The organism is Thermoactinomyces sp. DSM 45892, from assembly GCF_900107305.1.
Taxonomy (GTDB): Bacteria; Bacillota; Bacilli; order Thermoactinomycetales; family Thermoactinomycetaceae; genus Baia.
This window is the reverse complement of the sequence record NZ_FNPL01000006.1, coordinates 148697-175122: the sequence shown is the minus strand read 5'-3', so window position 1 is coordinate 175122 and position 26426 is coordinate 148697. Positions and strand designations below refer to the sequence as shown.

Annotated in this window: 23 protein-coding genes and 1 pseudogene; 17 read left to right on the top strand and 7 right to left on the bottom strand. The window is 40.7% G+C overall.

The annotated features are described in order from the left end of the window. The 4 genes and pseudogenes from BLU58_RS06735 to BLU58_RS06720 all read left to right on the top strand — a co-directional run. A partial coding sequence (locus BLU58_RS06735) for an IS3 family transposase (protein WP_143123729.1) occupies positions 1-229 on the top strand: 229 nt, incomplete at its 5' end. Between the two features lie 48 nt (positions 230-277). Beyond that, complete coding sequence (locus BLU58_RS06730; protein WP_093291450.1) at positions 278-670, top strand: alkaline phosphatase family protein; 393 nt, start codon at positions 278-280, stop codon at positions 668-670. Beyond that, positions 603-1763 (top strand): annotated as a pseudogene (locus BLU58_RS06725) (IS1182 family transposase); the annotation flags it as partial. The gene BLU58_RS06730 and the pseudogene BLU58_RS06725, both read left to right, overlap by 68 nt. A gap of 337 nt (positions 1764-2100) precedes the next feature. Then, complete coding sequence (locus BLU58_RS06720) at positions 2101-3216, top strand: acyltransferase family protein (protein ID WP_093291448.1); 1116 nt, start codon at positions 2101-2103, stop codon at positions 3214-3216. A gap of 208 nt (positions 3217-3424) precedes the next feature. Here the strand turns inward: BLU58_RS06720 and BLU58_RS06715 are convergent, their stop codons facing one another. Further along, entirely contained in the window at positions 3425-4696 is a 1272-nt protein-coding gene (locus tag BLU58_RS06715; protein WP_093291447.1) for a cation:dicarboxylate symporter family transporter, read from the bottom strand. A 358-nt stretch (positions 4697-5054) separates the two neighbouring features. Continuing rightward, the gene (locus BLU58_RS06710; RefSeq protein ID WP_093291446.1) at positions 5055-5240 is read right to left on the bottom strand and encodes an H-type small acid-soluble spore protein; all 186 of its coding nucleotides are present in this window, start codon (positions 5238-5240) and stop codon (positions 5055-5057) included. 170 nt (positions 5241-5410) lie between these two features. Here BLU58_RS06710 and BLU58_RS06705 point away from each other — a divergent pair, with 170 nt between their 5' ends. Next, a complete protein-coding gene (locus BLU58_RS06705) occupies positions 5411-6631 on the top strand; it encodes a peptidoglycan DD-metalloendopeptidase family protein (RefSeq protein WP_093291445.1) in 1221 nt (406 codons plus the stop codon). Here BLU58_RS06705 and BLU58_RS06700 read toward each other — a convergent pair. Further along, positions 6628-7362 carry an endonuclease/exonuclease/phosphatase family protein gene (locus tag BLU58_RS06700; protein WP_093291444.1) on the bottom strand — a complete coding sequence of 245 codons (735 nt, stop codon included), beginning with the start codon at positions 7360-7362 and terminating at the stop codon, positions 6628-6630. The genes BLU58_RS06705 and BLU58_RS06700 overlap by 4 nt on opposite strands. 244 nt (positions 7363-7606) lie before the next feature. Between BLU58_RS06700 and BLU58_RS06695 the strand changes: the two genes are divergently transcribed. From BLU58_RS06695 to BLU58_RS06675, 5 genes are all read left to right on the top strand, one after another. Beyond that, positions 7607-8602 carry an ABC transporter ATP-binding protein gene (locus tag BLU58_RS06695; RefSeq protein ID WP_093291443.1) on the top strand — a complete coding sequence of 332 codons (996 nt, stop codon included), beginning with the start codon at positions 7607-7609 and terminating at the stop codon, positions 8600-8602. Further along, positions 8583-9536, top strand: a complete 954-nt coding sequence (locus BLU58_RS06690; protein ID WP_304442027.1) for an ABC transporter ATP-binding protein — start codon at positions 8583-8585, stop codon at positions 9534-9536. Before BLU58_RS06695 ends, BLU58_RS06690 begins: the two co-directional genes overlap by 20 nt. A gap of 86 nt (positions 9537-9622) precedes the next feature. Further along, entirely contained in the window at positions 9623-11242 is a 1620-nt protein-coding gene (locus BLU58_RS06685) for an ABC transporter substrate-binding protein (protein ID WP_093291441.1), read from the top strand. A gap of 71 nt (positions 11243-11313) precedes the next feature. Then, positions 11314-12327 carry an ABC transporter permease gene (locus BLU58_RS06680; RefSeq protein WP_093291440.1) on the top strand — a complete coding sequence of 338 codons (1014 nt, stop codon included), beginning with the start codon at positions 11314-11316 and terminating at the stop codon, positions 12325-12327. Between the two features lie 3 nt (positions 12328-12330). After that, a complete protein-coding gene (locus BLU58_RS06675) occupies positions 12331-13239 on the top strand; it encodes an ABC transporter permease (RefSeq protein ID WP_093291439.1) in 909 nt (302 codons plus the stop codon). A 135-nt stretch (positions 13240-13374) separates the two neighbouring features. Here BLU58_RS06675 and sat read toward each other — a convergent pair whose 3' ends face one another. Together sat and BLU58_RS06665 are read right to left on the bottom strand one after the other, a co-directional pair. Next, entirely contained in the window at positions 13375-14532 is a 1158-nt protein-coding gene (gene sat / locus BLU58_RS06670) for a sulfate adenylyltransferase (RefSeq protein WP_093291438.1), read from the bottom strand. A 133-nt stretch (positions 14533-14665) separates the two neighbouring features. Then, the gene (locus BLU58_RS06665; RefSeq protein ID WP_176786535.1) at positions 14666-15301 is read right to left on the bottom strand and encodes a lysoplasmalogenase; all 636 of its coding nucleotides are present in this window, start codon (positions 15299-15301) and stop codon (positions 14666-14668) included. Positions 15302-15472: 171 nt separating this feature from the next. Between BLU58_RS06665 and megL the strand changes: the two genes are divergently transcribed. Both megL and BLU58_RS06655 read left to right on the top strand, forming a co-directional pair. Beyond that, positions 15473-16678: a methionine gamma-lyase gene (gene megL, locus BLU58_RS06660; protein WP_255404634.1), complete on the top strand. Its 1206-nt coding sequence runs from the start codon at positions 15473-15475 to the stop codon at positions 16676-16678. A 69-nt stretch (positions 16679-16747) separates the two neighbouring features. Beyond that, on the top strand, positions 16748-18289 hold the full coding sequence (locus tag BLU58_RS06655; RefSeq protein WP_093291436.1) for a sigma-54 interaction domain-containing protein: 1542 nt from the start codon (positions 16748-16750) through the stop codon (positions 18287-18289). Positions 18290-18336: 47 nt separating this feature from the next. On the opposite strand, the gene BLU58_RS16875 is transcribed toward BLU58_RS06655, so the two are convergent. Beyond that, positions 18337-19056, bottom strand: coding sequence for a serine/threonine-protein kinase (locus tag BLU58_RS16875; RefSeq protein WP_255404633.1), 720 nt, complete (start codon positions 19054-19056; stop codon positions 18337-18339). Positions 19057-19426: 370 nt separating this feature from the next. Between BLU58_RS16875 and BLU58_RS06645 the strand changes: the two genes are divergently transcribed. The 3 genes from BLU58_RS06645 to BLU58_RS06635 all read left to right on the top strand — a co-directional run bounded on the left by BLU58_RS06645 (position 19427) and on the right by BLU58_RS06635 (position 25005). Beyond that, a complete protein-coding gene (locus BLU58_RS06645; protein WP_176786534.1) occupies positions 19427-19852 on the top strand; it encodes a DnaA N-terminal domain-containing protein in 426 nt (141 codons plus the stop codon). Between the two features lie 134 nt (positions 19853-19986). Further along, a complete protein-coding gene (locus BLU58_RS06640; protein WP_093291434.1) occupies positions 19987-23712 on the top strand; it encodes a dynamin family protein in 3726 nt (1241 codons plus the stop codon). Between the two features lie 186 nt (positions 23713-23898). Further along, positions 23899-25005: a M23 family metallopeptidase gene (locus BLU58_RS06635; protein ID WP_093291433.1), complete on the top strand. Its 1107-nt coding sequence runs from the start codon at positions 23899-23901 to the stop codon at positions 25003-25005. Between the two features lie 63 nt (positions 25006-25068). On the opposite strand, the gene BLU58_RS06630 is transcribed toward BLU58_RS06635, so the two are convergent. After that, positions 25069-25482 carry a DUF1885 family protein gene (locus BLU58_RS06630; RefSeq protein WP_093291432.1) on the bottom strand — a complete coding sequence of 138 codons (414 nt, stop codon included), beginning with the start codon at positions 25480-25482 and terminating at the stop codon, positions 25069-25071. A gap of 116 nt (positions 25483-25598) precedes the next feature. Between BLU58_RS06630 and BLU58_RS06625 the strand changes: the two genes are divergently transcribed. Both BLU58_RS06625 and BLU58_RS17270 read left to right on the top strand, forming a co-directional pair. Next, the gene (locus BLU58_RS06625; protein ID WP_093291431.1) at positions 25599-26081 is read left to right on the top strand and encodes a hypothetical protein; all 483 of its coding nucleotides are present in this window, start codon (positions 25599-25601) and stop codon (positions 26079-26081) included. A gap of 175 nt (positions 26082-26256) precedes the next feature. Next, positions 26257-26418, top strand: a complete 162-nt coding sequence (locus BLU58_RS17270; protein WP_143123726.1) for a GapA-binding peptide SR1P — start codon at positions 26257-26259, stop codon at positions 26416-26418. The last annotated feature ends 8 nt before the right edge of the window (positions 26419-26426 follow it).

Here is a 26426-nt window from a genome sequence, read left to right as displayed (position 1 = left end):
ACGATCACTAAGTCTGAAAGGTACACCGCTTGATAATGCGGTTGCAGAAGCCATGTTTAAAGTCATCAAGACTGAGTTTGTGAATGATGCTTATTTTCAATCTCTGCAAGAGCTGTCTCGTGAGTTATTCGACTATGTTCATTGGTTCAACAACATTCGCATACACGGCACTCTAGATTATTTAACCCCTGTTGAATACAAGCTTAAACACCTTAAAAAAATTGTCTAACTTTCTGTTGACAGTCCAAGAAGTAATGATGAAAGTGTAGAGGGTTTAATGAATTTCATGAATAAAGTAGATGATAAGGGTTTGATTTTTGCAAACTTGAATGATTTTGATGCAAAATATGGTCATTATTTTGATACACAGGGATGGAGTGATGCACTTGAAAAGTTTGATAGGGATTTGGACAAGATAAAGTCACTTATGAAAGAAGATGATTTATTAATTATTTGCTCGGATGGTCACGGGTGTGATCCTGTTTATACAGGGCTGCATACGAGAGAATATTCTCCATTGATTTGTTACCATAAAAATATAGAATTTGGCAAGTATTTGGGTGATGAAAAAAAACTTTGTGATATAGCGGCTACGATCGTAGATAGCCTACCGTTGGTTTATCGGATATGGCTTAACAGAAAAAATCCCTCATTCTACTACCTTCGGTAAAAATTATGTCCGACGGTTTCAGGGTACAGATTTATTTGAAGAAATCTTTTATCGGATTCTGCAAGAGGCTATGAATCTAGGTTTTGTCGATCCAGATGTTGTCTTTATTGATTCAACCCATGTCAAAGCAAGTGCAAACAAAAAGAAGTATTCAAAGAAAGTCGTAGAAGCTCAAGCCAAAGATTATCAAGAAAAGCTATACCAAGAGATTAATCAAGAACGAGCGCAGAACGGAAAAAAGCCTTTAGCTCCTAAAACAACAGGAATGAAAGAAGTAAAGGAAAATAAGACTGATCCTGAGAGTGGATTATTCATAAAAAATGAACGAGAGTCTATGTTTGCTTACTCCTTTCATGCGGGATGTGACCGGAATGGATTTGTTTTAGGAGCCATTGTAAAACCGAGTAATATCCATGATAATCAAGTATTTAAGCAGCTATACGATGAGATCAAAACTGCTATTACAAAACCTACAGCAGTTGCAATTGATGCTGGTTATAAAACTCCTTACATTAGCAAGTTATTGTTTGATGACGGGGTTCGCCCCGTCATGCCATACACAAGACCTAAGACTAAAGAGGGATTCTTTCGCAAACATGAATACGTATTTGACGAATTCTACAACTGCTATATATGCCCTGCTGATCAGGTATTAAAGTATCGTACAACTACTCGAGAAGGTTATCGTCAATATACTTCCAATCCCTCTGTCTGTAAGGAATGTCCATTCCTTTCCCGATGTACCGCGAGTCAAAATCATACAAAACAAATTCATCGGCGTATTTGGCAAGATCATCTTGAGGAGGCAGACCATTTAAGGCATACAGAATTGAACAAACATATCTACAAGCAAAGAAAAGAAACGATTGAACGAGTATTTGCGGATATGAAAGAGAAGCATGGAATGCAATGGACTACGCTTCGTGGGAAGCAAAAAATTCAGATGCAGGCGATGCTCGTTTTTGCTGCAATGAACTTAAAAAAACTCGCTACATGGCGATGGAGAAACCATCGCCATAAACGATATTTGGGTAAATTCATACGAAAACCTCTTCTAAACTTACTGTTCAGAAGAGGTTTGTCCGCAGTCTGAAACCTTGATGTTTCAAGGTTTTTGTTTTTCTAAAGTAATTGCAAGAGTGGTGGAAGGGGCATTGCAAACAATTTGCAAACATTGGACGTTTATTCATCATCAAATAACATTTTTTCAAATCGATCTACAGCGTCTTGTTGCATGTTCGGTAGTGTATGAATATAAATATCCATTATAAAACATAGATTTATATATATAGGCAAAGTATAATATATAAATGGAATAGGATTGTCCCAAATAGATATCATCTCACCATTTTTATCGTAATTTACTTGAGCGCATTTTATTAAAATGTTGATGGTACTCCGAAATAGTATATTTAGTTAGGAGTCAGTAAATGAAACGGCACTTAGTACAATTAGATTCTTTGCGTGGTATGGCTGCTTTGACAGTGGTTTTTAGTCATCTGCTATATGTTTATCCATATTTTGAGCCAAACACGAGTCAAAATACGAATTATTTTTGGTTAAATATAGTTAAATATAGTCCATTACATATTTTCTTTGATGGACATGGGGCAGTCATTTTATTTTTTGTGTTGAGTGGTTTTGTATTAGCTTTACCTTATTATCGCGAGGGCTTTAAACTACAATATTCTCCATATGTGATAAAGCGTTTCTTCAGAATATATGTTCCTTACATTGTGACGTTAACATTAGCTTTCTTATTAGCGCTTCCTTTCATTGGTGAGGCAATACAGGGCGGTAGTGATTTTGTTTCACGTGGATGGAATAAGGAAGTAGCAATACAAGATATCTGGAATCACATTTTATTCATAGGGAATTATGATACAAGGCAATTTAACCCTGTTATTTGGTCGCTTATTCATGAAATGAGAATTTCCATTATTTTTCCATTTATCATGATGATTGTATTACGAGTCAATTGGAAGTATATAATTTGTTTGGCGTTATTCCTTTCGATTATGGTAGAAGTAAAAAGTTTGGATTATACAATTCATTATACTGGTATCTTTATGATAGGAGCGTTATTGGCTAAATACTATCAGACTATTGTTCATTGGTTACAAGCGAAAAGTGTTTTATTTAAAGGCTTTCTATTATTACTAGCAACTTGCTTGTATTCATATAGTTTTCTGTTTTACAATGTTTCTTTTGCTCATAACTTTATAATAGATGATTGGTTTACAGCTATTGGTTCAGTCATATTTATTAGTATCAGTTTAGCATCTATAAGAGTAACAAACGTTTTAAAAAAGAAGCCCATTCATTACTTAGGGAAAATATCTTACAGTCTTTATTTAGTACATCTTCCCATCATTCTATTCATGGTACATTTATTAGCTAACTCGATACCAACCAGTGCAATTTTATTGCTAAGTTTTGTGGTTGCATTATTAGTTGCGAGCCTTTCTTACTATTTCATTGAAATTCCATCTATCAAAATGGGTGCTAAAATAGCTAAGAAAATAAAAAAAAGAGAAGAAGAGTGAACTTGAGAGGCAATTTAGCTAATAAATGTTTGATTTTCTCTCGATCGATAGGGGGAATTGACTAATTTGCTCTTTGATGTCTTGTAGAAGGACATACTCAGAGAAAAGTAATGATGATGGATGAGTGAACAAAGCAAAAATAAAGACGCCGTTTTTCCCTAAAATAGGATAAATGGCGTCTTTATTTTATGGATAAAACAAGTATGCATTACTTGGATGGAATGATATTTAATTCCTTCAAGTACGCTGTTTCTTTTTCTTTATCATATTCCTTTTCCCACTTCGACATAACGATGGCGGCTAAGGAGTTACCGAATACGTTTACTACGGTTCTGGCCATATCCATGATTCTGTCTACACCGGCGATGAAAGCGAGCCCTTCAGGTGGGATTCCGACTACGCTGAGAGTAGCTAATAATACAACAAAGGATACACCGGGTACACCTGCAATTCCCTTAGAGGTTACCATCAGTGTGAGAAGAAGCGTGATTTGGGCACTGATTGGCATATGAATGCCATATAATTGAGCGAGGAATATCGCAGCAATGGCTTGATAGAGTGTGGAACCATCTAGGTTAAATGAGTAACCGGTTGGAATAACAAAGGATGTAACCGCCTTCGAGCATCCTAACTTCTGCATCTTCTCGATTAGCTTTGGTAAAACGGTTTCAGAACTTGCCGTAGAGTAAGCAAGTATAATTTCATCTTTTAAGACACGGAATAAGTGGAAGATGTTAATGCCCACGATACGTGCCATGATCCCGAGTACAACAACAATGAAGAAGATCATGGCAGCATATACCAAGATAATGAGTTTACTAAGTGGGATAAGGGACTGAATCCCAAACTTAGAAACGGTTACACCAATTAGTGCAAATACACCGAGTGGAGCAAACTTCATAATCTGATTGGTCATGGAGAACATCGCTTCTGAGACACCGTGGAAGAAGGTAAGAACGGGCTTTCCTTTTTCCCCGATGGCTGCAACACCAAGTCCGAACATGACGGAGAAAAAGATAATAGCGAGCATATCGCCTTTGGCTAAGGATTCAAACAGGTTGCTTGGAACGATATTTACAAATGTATCTGCAAACCCATGACTTTCTACTTGATGGGTTGTGTCTACGTATTTTTGAATATCTGTTTTTTGCAGTACATCCATTTTAATGCCTGCACCTGGTTGGAATATATTAGCGAGTAGCAATCCGAGTACGAGGGCGATGGTGGTAATGATCTCAAAATAGAGAATGGTTTTACCGCCTAGTTTCCCCAACTTCTTCGTATCACCCACTCCAGCGACACCTACTACGATACTGGCAATGACGATTGGAATTACGATCATCTTAATGAGTCGAATAAAGACGTCACCAATCGGCTTTAGATATGTCTCAATCGTAGGGTCTCCGTAGAAAATGGCACCTACTATTACACCAACAACCAGCCCAAATAAAATTTGCCAAGCTAGGCCAAATTTTTTCATATGATCACCTCTGATAGTTATTTAGTAAAGAACAATAGAACATCCTATAGAAATTTATTTAATTATGGGCGAGTTGCACTAAATAATCATATTAAATTTCACATATATATTCAATGTTTTTATTTGATAACATAAAGGAAAACATTTTATGTGTAATTAATTATTAATTAATATACTATATTGTGAATGAATATAGTTTATCTATGGATTTTTACAGCATAAGAAGATCTCTGTTATGTGATTTTATTTATCTAATTTCATTAAATATATAGAAATTAAATTGATTACCGAAATGACTAAGATACAGATTGAAAGAAGAAGGGAGCTGACTATGCGGTAGCTCCCTTCTTCTTTCAATCTAATGATTTACTTCGCTTAGATCGGAAAGTCTAACTTGTTGTTTTTCTTGATGTGCTCCTTGTATATGCACAGTAGCTGTAACGCCGTCCTCATTTACTTGGTCAATCCAAATCGAATTACCATTGTAGTTCACATGTATGGTCTTAGGAGAAGCGATAATTTCTTTTGCTCTTTGTATATCCAATGATATTACCTCCCTTTCATGGTATTCGTAGTATGTTCTGATCCTTTTATTAACATGCGAGTTGAAACCAATAAATAAAAATAGACGAATTAAAAACAACAACATTTACTAATATAAGCAATATAATGAATTTTAAAATTAATAAGATTAATTTTTTGGGGGGTTAACAAATGAGGAAGAAGTGGATGTATTGGTGCATAGGGTTTGCTTTATTGTTAGTGTTGATGCCGACTGTGGCGGTTCCAGTTTGGGAGAATGTCACAACGTCTCAATTTAGTGAGGACGATCTCTCGAATTTGACAGAGGCGGTTACGAAAGAGATGACTCAGCAAAAGACTCAGCAAAAGGCGTCTATCTCAGCCGCGGATGTAGAGAGTCGTGCACAGGTAAATGTTCAGAGAAAAGACCCAGACAAGAAGTGGGTATTTGGTACAGCTGTCATTGAGGCACCTAAGGAAAAAGGGGCGTATCCAGAAGGTTGGATTTATGTTGCGAAGATGGAAGAGGCAGAATGGAAGGTGGCTTTGGAAGGGAGTCAGTTATTCCAGAGTTGGTTACAAGATGCACCTAGTACGGTTGTGAATAGCAATGAAAAGAAGGCGTTTGCCAATCGTAGTAGTGATGTCAAGATTATGGCGGATCAAGATCAATTGAGGCTGCCTTTTGCTTTAGGTGCTACTTGGACGTTAACAGGTGGACCGCATGGTTATAGTGGGCAAAATACTCCTTATAGCTCCCTAGATCTAGCAGGGGGGAATCAACAAGTTTTGGCAGCGGGTTCAGGTAATGCCTACACTATGTGTGGAAATGGACAGGGTTGGATTCGGATTATTCATGCAAACGGGTTTGCCACTGATTACTATCATTTGTTGAATAACATCCGGCCAAATGGATCGTGGGTCGATGTGGGCACATTTCTCGGATATACGGGTACAGATGTATCGTGCGGGGGATATGCCTCAGGAAGACACGTACACTTTGCACTCCGCTACAATAATGCATATGTTTCGATCAATGGCCGTGAGATCGGTGGTTGGGTATTTTGGTCGGGCAATTCCGCCTATGGAGGGTATGCGATGCATGGAAGTACCGTTCGTTACCCAGGTCAAGGATTATATCATTATGGAGCACTTGCCCCTAACCAAGGGATTGTGGATGTAGTGGGAAGAGGCACTCTGAATGTGAGATCTGGACCAGGAAGTAACTATCCAATCGTGGGAACGAAGAATGATGGAGAGATTGTAACTATAGCATGTACGGCCACGGGTACGACTTTTACAGGTAGATCGAAAACCACGAATATATGGGATCGCATCGGTAATGGACAGTGGGTTAGTGATGCCTATGTATGGACGGGATCAACGACTGCAGTTGCTCCAACATGTAACTAGTAACGGAGAGATAGTGTTGTGAGTAAGGGAAGATGGTCTGAAGCAATGGGATTGCTTTGGACCACTTCTGCACTTTGAACAAAGAGATCACGACTGACAAAGATATAATCTAGTTGCGTTCTAGGGCGTAACGAAGGAAAGGTTGCGTATCGCAGAGTGGGATCGTTTACTTGGCAGACGTCCATAAAGTGATGGGCAACCTTTTTCCATGGTTTTGATTTCGGTCTCATATTCCAATCTCCCATTACGATAGTGGGCAATGAGTGATCTACGCAATGATGGAGAATATAGTTAACTTGCCTACGATGAATCCATGGGTTTAGGCTAAGGTGCGAGGTGCATACATGGATCGTTTGGCTGGGAAGCTGGATGTGTGACTCTAGCAAGGAGCGATTTTCCATCAGTCTAGTTGGAAATTGGAATAGGTGATTTTGCTTGAAGGAGATGGGATAACGCGACAAGATTGCATTTCCATATCGTCTAGGTTCTCCTCTTTTCTTTGCAGGTGAGGAAATAGCATGTCCATAAGCATAGTTCATGCCGAGTATCTTGGCCAGCCAATCGATTTGATTGACATGGTGACTTCGTTTTGAAAAATAGCAATCTACTTCATTTAAACCAACTACATCACACTGATGATCGGCGATGATGTTAGCGATTCGTTGTAGATCGATTTTGCGATCGGTTCCTTTACCATGATGTATATTAAAGGTCATGACACGTAACTTCAAAGTATGATCGCCTCTCTAGAAATGGGATGGAAGATATATAGATAGTTCTTGTGTCTATTATGGTTAACTTTAACCAACTTCAACGGAGATTCATAAAAAAAATTGTCGAAAATAAGAATGTTATTGTGATAATATATAGAACAATAGGTATGATTTTAATATTTGTTATATACATATTTTTATCTATTATCTCTATATTTGTATTTTATTGTTTTTTGTGTTTCCGAATAAACGAGGTGATTCAGTGACCCAGACAGTATTAGAGATTGCCGAATTACAATTACATTTCTTTACCGATAAAGGGATCGTAAGAGCGGTTGACGGTGTCAGCCTTGAAGTAGGAAGAGGAGAGGTAGTCGGATTGGTTGGGGAGTCTGGATGTGGGAAAAGTGTTACATCCTTGGCGATCATGGGCCTGATTCCTCAGCCGCCTGGAAAAATGGTGGCGGGGTCGATCCAGTTTGAAGGGATGGATCTCACGAAGATTTCCCAGAAAGAGCTTCGTAGAATCCGTGGAGATCAGGTAGCGATGATTTTTCAGGAGCCCATGACTTCTTTAAACCCACTCTTTACAGTGGGAAATCAGTTAATGGAAGTAGTGCGTATCCATCGGAAGATGAGTAAGGCAGAAGCGCGTAAGCAAGCTGTAGAGATGCTCCAACAAGTAGGGATTAGCCGGGAAGGAATTTTGGATGATTATCCTCACCAGCTATCTGGAGGAATGCGCCAGCGAGTTATGATTGCGATGGCGATGATGCTAAATCCGAAGCTACTGATTGCAGATGAGCCGACTACTGCTTTAGATGTTACGATTCAAGCGCAAATTCTTGATCTTATGAAGAGTTTAAACAAAGAATTTGGAACATCCATTCTTTTCATCACACATGATTTAGGAGTAGTTGCAGAGATGTGTGACCGAATTGTGGTGATGTATGCGGGACAAATCGTAGAGCAGACGGACCGTTTTCGATTGTTTCGTAATCCCAAGCATCCATATACACAAGGTTTGATGGATTCGATTCCGAAGATAGAGGATAAAAGAGATCGTCTCTATTCTATTCCGGGTCAGGTGCCTAATCCTCATCAGATGCCGCGAGGATGTCGTTTTGCCCCGCGTTGTGAGTATGTGATGGATATTTGTCGAGAGAGTTCTCCTGATTTGATTGCGGTGGAAGAAGGTCATCTAAGTCGTTGTTTCTTGCATCAGGAGGTGGAGAAAGTTGTTGCTACAAGTACATAATCTGCGAAAGACGTTTCCTATTCGGGGAGGATTATTTGGAAAAAGAACCGGTGAGATTACGGCTGTTGATGAGGTTAGTTTTTTTGTCAAAAAAGGTGAGACGTTAGGCCTAGTTGGAGAGAGTGGGTGCGGAAAGTCGACAACAGGTCGAGCAATCTTACGTCTTCACGAGCCAACCTCGGGTGAGATTACATTTGAGGGAAGGTCATTGCTTGCTTTGGGCGAGGAAGAGATGCGGAAGGCACGACGTGATCTGCAGATGATTTTTCAGGATCCATTTGCTTCTTTAAATCCCAGGCAAAAAGTATTTGATATCTTAGAAGAGCCGCTCATCGTTCACGGAATGGGAAATGGTCCAGAACGGAAGGAACAAGTTCAGGAGCTCCTACATCTGGTCGGGCTGAATCAATCACATGCGATGCGTTATCCACATCAATTTAGCGGGGGACAACGGCAGAGAATCGGGATTGCCCGAGCTTTATCGACAAAACCGAAGCTAATTGTTGCGGATGAGCCTGTATCTGCTTTAGATGTGTCGATTCAGTCGCAAGTGCTAAATTTAATGGCTGATTTACAAGAAAAGTTTGAACTGACATATTTGTTTATCGCCCACGATTTAAGTGTGGTAAAGCATATTAGTGATCGGGTAGGCGTTATGTATCTGGGACGTCTGGTGGAGTTGGCCGATCGGGATGATTTGTATGAGAAGCCGCTTCATCCATATACGCAAGCACTGCTTTCTGCCGTTCCTGTACCGGATCCGGATTTCCAGAAGCAGAGAATTATTTTATCGGGTGATGTTCCAAGCCCGGCGAATCTGCCTAAAGGATGTGCTTTTCATCCACGTTGTCCACTTGTGATGGATATTTGTAAAGAAGTGCGCCCAGAGTTTACGGATCAGGGTGGAGGACATTTTTCGGCGTGCCATTTGTAGATACATGGGAAACCTGCATTTCATCAAGGAGGTGACGGGCCTAGATTTGGGATGATGCTGTATCACTATTCTAAGGGGGTTTCTGTATGAAAAAACGTGGTCTCATTCTTTCTCTTTCTGTGACATTGCTTGCTACTTCTTTCTTGGTTGCTTGTGGTGGGAAAGATCCGAATGCGGGAAGTGGTAAGTCCAAAACACTCATTTATGGACGTGGCGCGGATTCGGTGGGCCTAGATCCAAGTCAACAAACCGATGGTGAGTCATTAAAGGTTACAAAGCAGATTTTGGATACTTTGGTTGATTATAAAGATGATAGTACGGAAGTAGTTCCAGGACTTGCTGAGAAATGGGAGAAAACGCCTGATGGATTGACGTGGACATTTACTTTGAAGCAGGGCGTCAAGTTCCATGATGGAACTCCGTTTAATGCAGAAGCTGTGGTATTCAACTTTGAACGCTGGATGGATAAAAAAAATCCGTACCATAAGGGAGATTTCCCTTACTACGGTTATATGTTTGGCGGCTTTAAAGGAGATAAAGGCCATGTCATGAAATCGGTCACGGCGGTAGATGCGAATACGGTTAAGTTTGAACTGGCCGTGCCTCAAGGTCCATTTCTCAATAACTTAGCGATGAGTAGTTTTGGAATCGGTTCTCCTGAAGCAATTAAAAAGGACCCAGAGGGTGTCAAATTTAATCAGGCACCAGTAGGGACTGGGCCGTTTAAATTTGTTGAGTGGAAGAAAAATGATAGCATTACGCTGGCAAGAAATCCTGACTATTACGAAAAGGGCCTACCTAAGATGGATAAAGTCATCTTTAAATCGATCCCTGATAATGCGGCACGTTTTACTGCTTTGAAATCAGGTGATATCGATATGATGGATGGCTTAAATCCTGATGATGCGAAGTTAGTGGAAGCAGATAAGAAATTACAGCTGAAGTTGCGTCCGGGGATGAACGTGGGCTATTTGGCACTGAATACGACGAAGAAGCCATTTGATAAGCTAGAGGTACGTCAGGCGATTAACCTTGCTACGAATAAAAAAGGCATCATTGAGAGTTTCTTTGCGGGATATGCGAAACCAGCAGTGAATCCGATGCCCGATGTAGTGTGGGGATTCAATAAAGAGACCCAAGACTATGAATATAACTTAGAGAAAGCGAAGGCGCTCCTTGAGAAAGCAGGCTATCCAAATGGCTTTGAAGTGGAATTTTATGCGATGACAGAACCACGCCCTTATATGCCAAATGGGAAAAAAGTGGCTGAATTCATGCAAGAGGATTTAAAGAAAATCGGCGTTACGGCTAAGATCGTCACATATGATTGGCAGACTTATAAAGACCGTGTGGGAAAAGGGGAGCATCAGATGGCTCTCTACGGATGGACGGGAGATAATGGGGATCCAGATAACTTCCTATACGTCCTGCTAGATAAAGATAATACACGTACTCCTGATGCCGGAAACGTTGCTTTTTATAAAAATGATACCTTGCATGATGTCCTCATTAAGGCACAGCAATCAACGGATCAAAAAGCTCGGACCGATTTTTATCAAAAAGCACAAGAAATCATTAAGAAGGATGCTCCTTGGGTACCATTGGTTCATGCCACTGTTCCAGAAGCTGCCCGTGCAGAGATTTCGGGATGGATTCCACATCCAACTGGATCTGACAAACTATTAAACGTATCCATGGAAAAATAGTAAGGATAAAAAGTGGCATTGCAATGATATGCAATGTCACTTTTTATACAGAAAAGAGAGGGGAACCGCTCATGATCTCCTATATAATCCGGCGACTTATTATGCTCATCCCCGTGTTGATCGGTATGTCGATTATCACATTTGCAGTGGTTCACGCGATTCCAGGCGATCCTGCACGAACGATCGTGGGTGATAAAGCGACACCAGCCCAGATACAAGAGATTCGTGAAAACCTAGGACTTGATAAGCCGGCATATATTCAATATTTTACCTATGTAAAAGATATCTTACAGGGGGATTTGGGAACTTCCCTAATAACGAAGCAAGAGATTGCAAAGGAGATAAAGCCGTTTTTGGCGGCGACAACGGAGTTAGCAGTGGTTGCCATGCTGATTGCGGTTTTCTTTGGAGTAAATCTCGGAATCCTTTCTGCTTGGAAACAAAATTCGTGGTTTGATTATACGGCTATGCTAATTGCGCTGATAGGCGTATCGATGCCCATTTTTTGGCTAGGGTTAATGGAACAATGGTTTTTTGCTCAGGAGCTTGATTTATTTCCCTCTAATGGGCGACTTGATCCGCGAATGGAATTTGATTCGATCACGAACTTTTATACCATTGATGCCATCATTCAAGGGAATTGGTATGCTTTTCAGGATGTTCTCTTACATTTAATATTGCCTGCCGTAGCGTTAGGGACGATTCCCATGGCGATTATTGCGAGGATGACTCGTTCGAGTATGCTTGAGGTGATGCGTTCCGATTATATCCGAACGGCCCGAGCAAAAGGATTAGGCGAGTTTTGGGTTATTTATAAGCACACCTTGAAAAATGCTTTTATCCCTGTGTTAACGGTTGTTGGTTTACAGTTGGGGCTTCTATTAGGCGGAGCTGTGCTTACGGAGACGATTTTTAGCTGGCCCGGGGTAGGTCGCTATATTTTTGATGCGATTAATGCACGGAACTATCCAGTTATTCAATCGGGAATTTTAATTTTGGCTACGATTTTCGTCTTGATTAATTTAATGGTTGATCTGCTATATGCATGGGTTGATCCGCGGATTCAATATGGGAAGGGGGATTAAACGATGAGCGCACATACACAGCCAGTAACATTTACACAGCCAGAGCCCCCGATTGCTCCAGAAAAGGAAATAGTAGAGTCACCCTTTCGCGATTTCGTGCGAGCTTTCTTGCGACACCGTTCTGCGGTGATTGGAAGTGTCATCGTGCTATCTTTTTTGCTTATTGCCCTTCTCGCTCCGTTTATCACTTCTTACGAATATACGGCTCGAAGTCAGGCACTCTTGCAAGCTCCTTCCGTAGAACATTGGTTTGGAACGGATGAAATGGGGCGTGATATATTTACTCGTGTGATTTATGGGACACGAATCTCTCTATGGGTGGGACTTTTTGCTATTTCGGGATCGATTATGGTGGGGAGTCTCCTCGGATTGGTTGCTGGATTTTATGGAGGATGGAGAGATACAATCATTTCACGTTTTTTTGATATTCTCCTTGCTTTTCCAAGCATTCTCCTCGCGATTGCCATTGTAGCCATGCTAGGACGAAGCTTGAGCAATGCTCTCTTAGCGATTGCGATTATTAATATTCCTACGTTTGGTCGTCTAATGCGATCGAAAGTGCTAAGTGTCAAATCAGAGGATTATATTCTAGCCGCTCGGGCAATGGGGATGAAGAATCGTCGGATTTTATTTCATCATATTCTGCCTAATTGTTGGACTCCGATCATGGTGCAAGGAACACTTGGTTTTGCCACGGCTGTGATTGAAGCGGCGGCACTTGGCTTCCTCGGATTAGGTGCCCAGCCTCCTGAACCCGAGTGGGGGACGATGCTAGCAGATGCTCGCCAATATATCCAGTTGGCCCCATGGACGATGATTTTTCCAGGAGTTGCTGTGGCGTTGACGGTACTGGGCTTTAACCTATTAGGCGATGGTTTGCGTGATATATTTGATCCGCGAATGAAGCAGTGAGGTTGTGCGATCTAGAAGAAATACGATAAAAGAACAGACTTCACCTATAAGGTAGAGCTGTTCTTTTTTAGTGTGGAAGAGGGACGATGTCTCGGAGCTGTGGGCTGATACATGCTCCGTGACAGACAAGGCTCTTTATGATGATCCTTTGGTTATTCCATCTATTAAAACACGAATTACCTCGGGGCGGGAAAATTCTGGCGGTGGGACTTCACCAGATGTTAGCATCTTCCGTACCTTGGTACCAGATAAGATCACATGATCTTCATCAGAGTGGGGACATGTTTTGTAGGAAGCCATCCCCAAGCAACGTCGACAATAGAAGCTATGTTCAAAAAATAGGGGCTGGATTCCGAGGTCATCAGATGAGATCTCTTGGAAAATATGTTGTGCATCATATGTTCCATAGTAGCTTCCTACCCCAGCATGATCACGTCCAACTATAAAGTGGGTACAGCCATAGTTTTTTCTCGCGATTGCATGGAAGATCGCTTCTCGTGGACCCGCATAGCGCATAGCGGCAGGGAAGACACCAAGAAGCACACGTTCTGTAGGGTAATAATATTTCAGAATGGTCTCATAACTTTTTATTCGTACTTCTGCGGGTATGTCGTCCGCTTTCGTTTCCCCGACCAGTGGATGGAGAAATAGAGCATCCACCGTTTCCAGGGCCACTTTTTGAATATATTCATGGGCACGATGAACTGGATTACGAGTCTGGAACCCTACGATCGTATTCCACTGCTTCTCGTGAAAATAGTTCCGTGTATAGGAAGGTGTGAGATGATAGTTTGTAAAAGGATCGAGTTGAGGGCGTTTCCAGAGCCAGATCGAACCGCCTAAGTAGAGAGAGCTTTGTCTCAATAAACTACCAACTCCAGGATGATTCGGATCCGTTGTACGGTAGATGAATTGTGCTTCCTTTTGTTGATCCACTTGGTAGATGCTCTCTATTTCGACTAATCCCACGATAGATTTATCTTTTCGCTGGAGAAAGGCATATTCGGAAGAGGAGATCTCATTTTTTTGTTCCGGCGGGATGGGTAGCGTAATCGGAATCGACCATACCAGTCCATTGCTTAAACGCATATCCGTAAGAACACTATGATAGTCAGCTTTGGTAAGAAATCCGGTTAGGGGTGAAAACACGCCTGTGGCAATGCAATAAAGATCTGAGAATGTACGCTCTGAGATCGTGATGACAGGATACTCCTCTCTTTTTTGGAGCCACCTTTCCCTCTCTCCACTAGATAGTTCTCTTGAGACAAGTGTACCGCCATGTGGTTGAATCATTCGTTTACCTCCTAATCGATTAGAAGCAACTCGACTTATTGGCAGAATAATAGATTAAATGAAAGAAGGAAAATCTGTTGTTTGTCATCAATAGATTCTCCTTCCGTTGAATTTAGAACACAAATCGTCTATTTTACATATAACAGAGATACCCAACAACCAAGCTAACCTGCGCACCATAATAAGTAATCATAATCACTACGTCTGCTTTCTTAAACGGACGGACAAACTTATTCCAACTGAGTGTAAAGTCCGATATATAAAAGAGCAGAGAACCTACTATGAGCCAATACTGAGATGTAAGCCAAGCTGTATAAACCATCGCTGTAATCATAAGGATATATGCACAAACAGATAGAAAAAATGCAACCGATGAGTGTTCCTCCATGATGATCCGACGAAGAAAACTCATATAAAGAAGTGCGGTTAATAGTAAGATCCCCAGACAAAGAAAGGAGTTCCCACTCGTTGGAATAGAGGCAAATCCTACTACATACACCACATGAGCAATAAAAAAGCTAACTAACCCTTTTAGAAAATGTTTATCATGATTAAGTAAAAATAAGTCGCCCAGAGCGGAAAATAGAAGTCCTGTTAATAGATAGTAACCAAAGGCTCCTCCATCTGGGAGAGTCATTCCAACTACAAGGCTCCAACAGAGAATGGGGACCGCTTTTAACATTTCGTGTACTTTCTGATGTTGAAACCAGATTGCTATGAGATAGATCACCGCAATCAAAGAGCCTAATCCTAGAAAAAATTGTGTCATGATATTCACCATCTTATGTTCGCTTTTTTTGATTTGGTATCTTTTCTTACCATTGGAAATAAATCAAACCACTATTATTACCTATATTCGTGATGATCCGCGTTTTTCCCTTTGGCATGATTCTTGCATCATTCTATGTTGAAAAGGATCAGCCGTGAAAGGGGAATCGTAATGAGTAAACTGTTAACGAAAATGATGCCAAAAGAGTGGGGATTTGCTACGCAAGCAATTCATGGTGACGGGATAAAAGTAGAAGGGGGAATCGGTTCCTTAGTACCTCCCATTTACCAAACTTCTACCTTTGTCTTTGAAAGTGTGGAGCAGGGTGCCAATCGCTTTTCTGGTTTGGAAGAGGGATATGTTTATACGCGCTTAGGGAATCCAACGGTACAGCTATTAGAGCAGAAGATTGCCTTATTGGAAGGAGCCGATTCAGCATTAGCCTTTGGTTCTGGTATGGCGGCGATATCAGCTGTTCTGATGGGGATAGTGAGGACCGGAGACCACATTCTCTGCTCGCGTAGTTTGTATGGATGTACCTTTGGTTTATTAAAGTTGATGGAAGAACGCTATCAAGTCGAGGTCTCCTTGATCGAGATGACGGATGAGGAAGAGGTTCGTAAAGCAATCCGTCCTAATACGACGTTAATCTACCTAGAGACCCCAGCTAACCCAACTATGGAGTTAATCGACTTAGCAATGGTATCAAAAGTTGCCAAGGAAACGGGGATCTATACAGCAGTGGATAATACCTTTCTGTCTCCATACCTACAGCGCCCTATTGAATATGGATGTGATATTGTCATCCATAGCGCAACGAAATATATTGGAGGTCATGGAGATGTAGTGGCCGGTGTGATTGCGGGCTCCCATGACATGATGAAACAAATCCAGATGACGACACAAAAAGATTTGGGGGGTATTCTCGCTCCTATGGATGCTTTCTTATTGCTCAGAGGGCTAAAAACGCTAGCACTTCGAATGGAACAACACAATGGTAGTGCGCAGTTGGTGGCAGAATTTTTAGAATCTCATCCTTTTGTTAGTCGGGTATACTACCCCGGTTTACCTAGTTTTCCACAGCATGAACTAGCTAAGAAGCAGATGAAGGGATTTGGTGGCATAATCGCTTTTGAGTTAACAGGTGGTTATGAAGCGGCTGTTCATATGCTAAATCGATTGAATCTATGTCGCCTAGCGGTTAGCTTGGGTGATGTAGATACGTTGATTCAACATCCGGCATCGATGACCCACTCGATTGTACCGCAAGAAGAGAGATGGAAGATGGGAATTAGCGATGGACTCGTTCGGCTTTCGGTAGGAATAGAGGAGGTAGAAGATATTATCGAAGATCTTCGTCAAGCTATGGAAAGATAGATGAACATGCGAAATAGGGTCAAATTTTGCTACAATAGTTATAAAATTCGACTCAAAGGATGATCTCCTATGCAGATGATGACTTTTCAGATTGAGACCGAGAATTGGTTGGGGATTACCCACGATGTCATGGAATCATTTCTATCATTTCAATTAGACATCGTCAAGATGGAAGTGAAACCTCATTTTATCTATCTAAAGACCAATTCGCTTCCTTCTGCCTTACAGGATCAACTGTGTCGTCATATTACTCATACATCGGGAGTGAGAAAGGTACATGTGATTCCTTTCTTGCCCTCTGAATTACATGCGAATGAACTGAAGACAACACTTGCTACGATTAGTAATGGAGTGATCCTCGTCGATTCGAATCTGCTAGTGAACACGATGAATCTAGCCGCGGAGACCCTCCTACAAACAGATGAAAAGACATACAAAGGAATGGAATTACCGACTTTATGGGGGATAACGAAGGAAGACTGTGAGAGATTGATGAAAAAAGAAACCTCCTCTTTGACCATATATATGGAAGGAAATCGAGTAATTCGAGTCGTTGCTGACTTCTATCCGATCTGCATGTCGGAAAATGATTCCCAAGGTTGGGTTGTGGTGTTTCGTGATTTGCAACAAGCAAATGAGTGGATTCAATCTGTGCAGCGCTCGGAGATGACGCATTTTGAAGAGATTATCCATGAGAGTAAAGGAATGAAAAACTGTATTCAGACAGCCAGATGTGTAGCGAAAGGCGATGTGACGATCTTCTTATCTGGAGAGAGTGGAACAGGAAAGGAACTGTTTGCTAGAGCCATTCACTATGAAAGCCTAAGAGCAAACGGTCCCTTTATCCCGATCAACTGTGCGGCGATTCCGGAGCAATTACTTGAAAGTGAGTTATTTGGTTATGAAGCAGGCTCTTTTACGGGCGCATCTAAAGAGGGGAAGGAGGGATTATTTGAAACAGCTCGTAACGGTACCTTGTTTTTAGATGAGGTGGGGGAGATTCCTCTTCACTTGCAATCGAAACTATTGAGGGTATTAGAAGAAAAATCGATTAGAAGAATTGGGAGTAATAAAGTAATCCCGTTACAATTTCGCTTGATTACGGCAACGAACCGAAAATTAGGAGAGTGGGTGAAACAGGGAAAGTTCCGTGAGGATTTGTATTACCGATTGCATGTGATTCCGATTGAGATTCCCCCATTGAGAGAGAGGGAATGTGAAATTCTACTACTAGCGAATCACTTTTTGAAAAAAACATGCGAATGGGTGAGACGACCTGTATTGCGTTTATCAGAGTATGCCCGTCAACAGTTATATCTGCACGACTGGCCAGGGAATGTGAGAGAGTTGCAAAATGTAATGGAGCGTAGTGTCTACTTGTGCCCGGATCATGAGACGGAAATTCATCGGGTTTCCATTTCACCTGGTCGAAATGGATTGGACCGAAGTGAAATGTTGGAGATGGTTGGATTAAAGCCTCATTTGGAGCTGACAGAGAGAAGAATTATCAAACGTACATTGGAACAGCATAGTAGCATTCGCCAAGCAGCTAGACAGTTGCGAATGAGCCATACAGCCTTATTGAAGAAGATAAAAAAATATGATTTATAAAAAAATGGCCTCCCAGATTTTTTTGAACTCTGAGAGGCTGATTCACTTTATGAGCTAAAGAAGCTTTTACGTTTATGTCTACGATGATGAGAAGAGGAGGACCCATAATAATGGCGTTTACGACGTGAGGATGAACTGTGATGACGATGATGGCGATAGTCAGAGGAAGAATGTTTACGATAACGACGATGGGAAGAAGAGCCATAGTACTTCTTCTTTTTTAATTTGTCTTTAATGGAAGAGAAGAAGCCCATGTGATATTGGGTGAGATTCAATTGATCTTCTAAAATATCTTGATATAGTTCAGGATAATCAGTGTGGAAGAATCGACCCACGTCGATCACTTTCATTTTGCCGTCGTGATCGATCATCATATTATGGAGATGCAGGTCTTGGGCAACGATCCCGTGATCGTAGAGATCTGTTACGATGTCTTCAATTTGAGCAAATTGATGATCTGATAACTTTTCTCCCGCTTTGATACTATCTGCAAGGGTGTTTCCTTGAATCCGATCCACAATCATAAATTTGTCTTCGTGATAGTGGAGTGTCGGAAAGGCAGAGTGATCTTGAAGATGGTGTAACATATAGGAGTCATTTTTTTCGCTGTAGTCGTCTTTATATACTTTGATTGCATAATCTTCGAGACCGTATACTTTTCCGCTTAGGCCCTCTCCAAGTAGAGGCAACTGATGATCCAAACGATTGTGTGATACTAGATTTTGTACATAATGGATCGTTTCTTGATCTGTATATCGTTCACGCATGAAGGTTCCCCCTTACAATTTGATAAAAATTTGTCCCTACTAATCTATGTATAGGAAAGTAGTTATCTCGGCTTTACCCCTAGGAGTAGGGGATGAAACCAGAAACTTATGGATGGTAGATAAATAGGAAAATTTTATCATATAAGGAATATTTATAGTAGGTCTGTGTATTCTGAAAAAAATAGTTGTGATAGCGAAAGGTAACATTTTATTGCAAGAAATTTGTCAATGAAAACCCAGTGATTATAAGGTTTTTTCCTATGCATTTTTTCCTTTCGGCAAATTTTTTCACATTATACCAAATTACTGCTGTTCAATTATTTACCAAAAGTGGTAAACTGCTATTGGGAGATGTGAAAGGTGGATGAATATGAATCAGACAGTTATATCTATGACAGATTTACAAACCTCGCTAGATGCTCGAGTGATATGGGCTGAAGCTCTTATGATCATTAAAGAAAAAGTGAGTCAACCCAGCTATCAAACATGGTTTTGTAGCATTCATCCCACTGTCGAAGAGAACACCTTTGTTTTGGAAACATCGAGTGCATTTGCGGCAGAATGGTTAAGGAATCGATATTTCCATTTGATTACAGATGCGTTGGTAGAAGTAGTGGAAGAGATACGTTATGTCGAAATTCGGAGCATGCTAGTAGAAGATATCCCTTTAGCAGTTGCCAATGACGGCATCCATTTGGAAACACAATCCCAAAAATCAATTTATACACGACTACGTCAAATGGAAGAGAAGCTAGATACGATTTTATTTCTGTTACAACGTGAGAAAATGTCATAGGTTATGACGGGTATGCCATTATTTGAAATCATACATACTTGAATGAGGGGAACTTCCCTCTTTTTTTATTGGCCTAAAACGTGAGTTGTTTTAAGATAGAGAAAAAGAATCGCTTGCTAGGAGTCTGGGAATTGATGATGAAAAAACAACATGAGTGCTTACTACACCAGCTAGAATATGTATCTTGTCGGATGAGAGAGAAAAAGCAAATGGAATATGCGAATAAGCTACAAGATTTGATGCGTAAAGTGTTTTATCAAGAGTTTAGCATTGCTTTTTGCGGTCATTTTTCTGCTGGAAAGTCTTCCATGATGAATGAATTGTTTGGAGAGCAGATACTACCAACCAGCCCGATTCCGACCAGTGCCAATGTAGTTGAGATCCGAAACGGGGCAAATCAAGTCACGCTTGTCTTAACGAGTGGGGAAAGGTATACGTTTGCTGGATCTTATATAGATGAAGACTTACGGGAGTTATGTAAAAATGGCGAAGATATTGTGGCAGTAGAGATTTCGAAGGAGTCGATTTCTTTACCAAAAGGGGTCTCTCTTCTGGATACACCGGGAGTGGATTCTACGGACGATGCCCATCGGATTGCCACAGAATCAACTTTACATATGGCCGATTTCATTTTGTTTATGATGGATTACAACCATGTACAATCGGAAGGGAATTTACAATTTCTAAAAGGATTGGCGGAACGTAATAAGAAGATTTATATCGTGATTAATCAGATTGATAAACATCGCGATCAGGAGCTATCATTTGAAAACTATCAACAAAGTGTAAAGCAGACGTTTGAAAACTGGGATCTTCAAGTAGAGGGGATCTACTATACCTCCTTACGTGACTTGGATCATGAGCATAATGAGTTAGATTCTTTAAAATCGGATTTACATAAATGGATTGAGCATCGAGCAGAGCTAGGCATCCACGTAGTAGAGGCAGAGGCAATGTATTTGATGGAGCAGTATTTAGGCCAATTAGTGGATGATAAACAGGAGGAATGTATTGAGTGGCAGCGGATTATCAAAGATAGCGGAGTTTCGATTGACGAGGTAGAGGCAAAGATTCAACAGTGTCGTGACAGGCAGTCCGAGTTGTCACATCGATTAGAAGAGATGGAATTATCTTTCGTTAAAGGTATAGATGAGATTTGTAAAAACGCATATCTCATGCCTTCCGAGGTACGTGAGTTAGGGAGGAAGTATCTGGAATCTCTGCAACCGAATTTTAAAGTAGGTTTCTTGTTTTCTGTTGGGAAGACGGTACAAGAGAAGAAACTTCGCGCGGATACATTTTTTATGAAGTTGAAGGAGACGGTACATACACAGTTAGAGTTACATATACGGAATTACATCATTCAGTTTTGTAAGCAACAGGGCTTATTTGATGAGCAGATAGGTCAACAAGTTATGACAGAGAAACTTGAGTGGAATCAGTCTTTGTTGGAAGATGCGTACAAGGAGGGGACTGACTTAACCGGGAATGCCGTATTGATTTATACGGAGGATGTAGCAAATCAAATGAAGCGATTGATGCGAAATCAGTCTCTTCGTTGGCAGAATGAGTTGATTAGACCTAGATTGCAACACCAAATTAAAACGGAACAGGATCAAATAAACAAAGAAGCGATTTCCCTGCAACGAGTAGAGAAGGCTAAAGTTGTTCTGGATCAAATTGACCTAGAGTTTACTAGAGAGCGTGCGCTACTTGAAGAACTGTGGTTTAAGCCTGACTTGGAGGAGACTCTTGACCTTTCATGGATAGAAGAGGATCAAAAACAAGGGATGTCAAATGTTTCTTCTTCTATTGACCTGTTATGGCAAAAGCTAATGAAAGAAGACGTAGCTACCATTTCCCAAGAAGCAAAACCTGTAGCGAATGAGTCGCACAAAGAAGAATGTACTATTCCTTCAAAGTCGATTTCGTTTACAAATAGTAGTGAACGAAATCGATTGTTTTTGCAGCATGTAAGCGAAATAGCAGAGTCTTTGCAAGGGATTCGCGGAGTACAGACCGTTGTAGCTGAAATTCATCGAAAGTGCGAGCGTGCTGAGAAGAAACAGTTTACCGTTGCTTTATTTGGTGCATTTAGTGCGGGTAAATCTTCTTTTGCTAATGCTCTGATGGGGGATGAAATTCTTCCTGTCTCCCCGAGGCCGATGACCGCAACGATTAATCAAATCTGTCCTCCTGACGATCAGAATGCACATGGTCAGGTTCTATTAAAAGTAAAATCAGCAGAAACGCTACTAGCTGAGCTGACGGCAATCTATCGTTTATTTCACAAGGAGGCTTTACATCTTGACCAAGCGATCCGAATGATCCCGTTGTTACTAGAGATTAAAAATATGACTCCTAGCCAGAAAACGGTGATTCCTTTTTTACAAGCGCTTCAAGAGGGAATTGAGTGGTTTACACTCCATCAGGGAAGCGAGATTCAAATCTCTTTCAAACAGATGGAAGAGTACGTGGCGAATGAAAAGAAATCTTGTTTTATTGAGTATGCAAATCTCTATTATGATGGTCCACTGACGAGACAAGGAATTACTTTGGTCGATACACCGGGAGCCGATTCTGTTCACTCACGACATACCGGAGTTGCTTTTGACTATATCCGGAATGCCGATGTCATTTTATTTGTTACATATTATAACCATGCTTTTTCCAAGGCGGATCGGGAGTTCTTAATTCAACTAGGACGGGTAAAGGACTCCTTCGCGATGGATAAGATGTTTTTTATCACCAATGCTGCTGATTTAGCAAGGTCGCAGGATGAATTAACAGAAGTACAAACGTATTTGCAGCATCAGCTATTAAAATTTGGGATTCGTGAGCCTAGGATGTTTGCTATTTCAAGCTTGTGGGGATTATCAGAGAAGTCTAAGGAGCAGTCCGAATTACCAGCACACGCGTTTCTAAAGGATTCTGGATTTATACCATTTGAACAAGCATTTGCACAGTTTGTTCATCATGATTTGATGAACCTTTCTCTACATAGCATTTATCAAGATGTAAAAAGAGCACTCCAAATGACCAAACAGATCATTCAAACAACTCAAATCGGGATGGAAGAAAAGAAAAGCCGGCAGGTCGAATTAGAAAAAGAGCGAGTACAGGTTCAGCAGTTTATCGCTCATTACGAGACTGGAACTGATCAACAAGCCTTACAGCAGGAGATCCACGAACTTTTCTACTATGTCCAGAAGCGTTGGTTATTACGTTTTCAGGATGAATTCCAAGCGATTTTTCATCCAGGCTCTTTGCGTGAAGACTTAGGAGATATCAAAGGACAATTGCATACATGTTTACTAGAAATGATCCAGTTCTTACAACATGATTTGCTACAAGAATATCGTGCCACTACCCTTCGAATGGAGAAATGGATGCGTATTCGTCTGGAGCAACAAGTTCGTGACCTAGGAGAGAAGATGTTGACTTATCCCGCAGGGTTTCAGTGGAGTACAGAGATTCCTTCTTCTTTTGCTATTCCTGAATTAACAGGAGTTATGGAGAATGTGAGCGTATCTGACTTTCGGAAGCAGTTGGCCTATTATCGCAATGCCAAAGCTTTTTTTGAGAAGAAAGAGCGGTTTCAAATGAGAGATTCGATGAAACAACGATTAGAGGAAATCGTCATTCCAGAAATAACCGAGATGGAGGAGAAGTGTAGAACTCATTTTCAGCAAACTTGGCAAGGGGAGTTTCAGCGCATACAAGCGATTGCAAGTAAGCAAAGCACTGAATACTACCAAGAGCTGGAATCCATGTTGTCGGAGCATGTAGACTTACGTCATTATCAACAAACAGAAGTGGTCTTAGAAGAGTTTGTGGAGCAGTGGAACGAGGTATTTTGATTGCGTGATATGTTACATATTGGACACTAGAGCAGATTAGGTTGCTATGCTATGATAGTGGATAAGATTGTATTACCGAAATTTGGATAATTGTGATGTAGTGTTACTTGATTTTTTTACAAGCGTGTAGGATTTCCGCACGCTTTGTTTGTTTCTTTAACTTATTTATGTAAAAAGGAGATATGGATGAAAAGGCCATCTATTTATGTAGCAGCAGTTTTATTGACGATTATACTTGTACTACTCCCGCCTAATAACTATGCTGGGTTAACATCTAACCAAACTACTAATAAGTCTACAGATAAGGTAGAGGATTCGGGAGATTCGTCAAAGAAAAACGAGGGAACATCGATTCCTGCCATACAACAGATGAAAAGTCTACCATCAAAAAAGATCAGTGGAATTAGTTACTATCCATTAATGAATCTCGTTCAGTCAAAGTTGATTCAGGCGAAAAGTAGAGAAATTGACGGTATAGTTGAATTGACAGTAAACCAGGATAACTACCAATTGGTGCGAAATGTTCCCGTCTACATGCGAAATGGAATTTATCATCCGCTTACTGCTGGGAATATGCGGTGGGAGGATAAAGATTTCTGGCTCCCAGAGTCATTTTTAGAAGGAGTATTTCAACCCTCGTCGGATTCAAGTGATGCGAAATCATATGCTAAAAATAAAGAGAAGATCTCGAAGATGAGTGCAGATGAGATGGCTGAGTACCTCTCATTTGTTCAGACTCCAATCAAGGGATCGAAGATGAAAAAAAATGATTCATCGCTCCCAGGAGCAGCCCGAACATACCGTAAAGGGATCCATGAAGGAGTTGACTTTTATACACCTACGATCGGTGTACCGGTTACGAAGAATACGCCTGTATACTCACTAGCTGAAGGTACGATTGTTCGTGTGGATCACGATTATAAAGAGATGACTACTCCAGAACGTGAAAAAATATTAGCACAGGCCACCCATAATAATGGACAAACCCCTCAGGATCTATTGGATCGTGTACGTGGTAGAACAGTATGGATTCAGCACTCAAATGGTCTACTAGCTCGTTATATCCATCTTTCTCGAATCGAACCCAAGCTTCGTGTGGGGGAGAAGATTAAGGCAGGAGACTATATAGGAAATGTAGGGAATTCAGGTACTAGCGATGGTGCTAAAGGAAATAATGAAGGCGTTCACCTTCACTTAGATCTTTTCTTATATGGAGAATGGTTTTGGAAACAGTATCCAAACCTTGATGAAAAGTATAAAATCTTGTTCCGGATGTTTGGACAATATCATTAAATTAGATCGTAAACGAATCAATCTCCTGCCTTTGACGGCTAGGAGATTGATTCGTTTACGTGATTATTTTTTTAATTCGTTATGAAGTACACTTTGGTTGAATAAAGATAGTTGACCCTTTAATTCTTTCGCTAAGAACTTAGCATATTCATTCGCCTTTCCTACATCTCCATGGGTGGCGGAGGTAGGAAGGACGATTTGAATAAAGGGTGTGTTATCATCCTCTTTTCCCACTCCTAGCCAGAATCCGTAATAGAGCTCAGTGTCTGTAGGAGTTAGGGTAAGATAAGAGACTCCATTTTCCTCTCGAACGATAGGCTTGTAAGGAAAAGCAGCCGAAGCATAATCCCAATCTAGTTGTTCACCTGTTTTTTTCATCCGAGAAACGTACAGATCAAGCAGGGAGTGTACCTCATCAAGGGAAATATCGGGTTGAGTAGATCCTTTTACTAAACGTATATAAGTACTTTTTTTCACGATTTCTGCTCCTCTCACGTTTGCCAGCGTGTGTCTACTTCATAGTAGCATGTTGAATTCGAATTTTCCAAATGATTCGTATAGAATATAGAAAGAGAAATGAAGGGGGATCATACGTGGATAAGGCTGATTTATTAGATGAAATACGATTAGAAGTAGGGGATTTGATTGATAAGCATCGAAAGGATCTTCCTTTAATGTTTCAGAAAGTGTGTAATCATATTCAAAGTAGAGTAGAAGATTATCAGGGAATCGCTGTTTATCTAACAGAATATCCTGAGTTCGTCCGTCGTCATGAATCGGGTTCTATTGGTTTACCTCGTGTTCAAAAGTTTGGAGAGGGTCCGTTAAGTATTACGGCAGTTCGTGGGGGCTTATATCGAGAACGAAATTTGAATCGCATCCTCATCTGCATCCCACTCTACTTGGGGCAGAACGTATACGGGATCTTTGTAGTCGAATCAAATCCATTAAGTCAAATTCATGATGAGGATATAACTTTATTTACGGAGGTTTGTTCATCATTTGAAAATAGAATGATTGCTTATTATCATCCTGATGCAGAGGAACCTGATTTTTTTGATGACGATTTAGTATAACTTATTTAGATGGCCCTTAAATGCCCCATACGGGGCGTTTTTTGTAGCTTTTTTCTTACATTCATGTTGAGAGAGCGGAATTTCATTTCCTTTATTGACGTAATTAGTATGTCATAATATATTATAAGTATATATTAAATGAATCTGGAATCATAAATAGGCAGGGGGCTGCGAGATGGAGATGATCGTTTGTCAGCGTTGTGATCGGGTTATTGTGTTTGTGGAGGGTGAGAAGTCAGGTGTTTTATATGGAACATGTCCGGACGATTGTGATTCAGGTGAAGGGGATATAGTAGGATTGATCAATCATAAGTGGGCACGTAATAGTGAGTGCTAGATTTATAA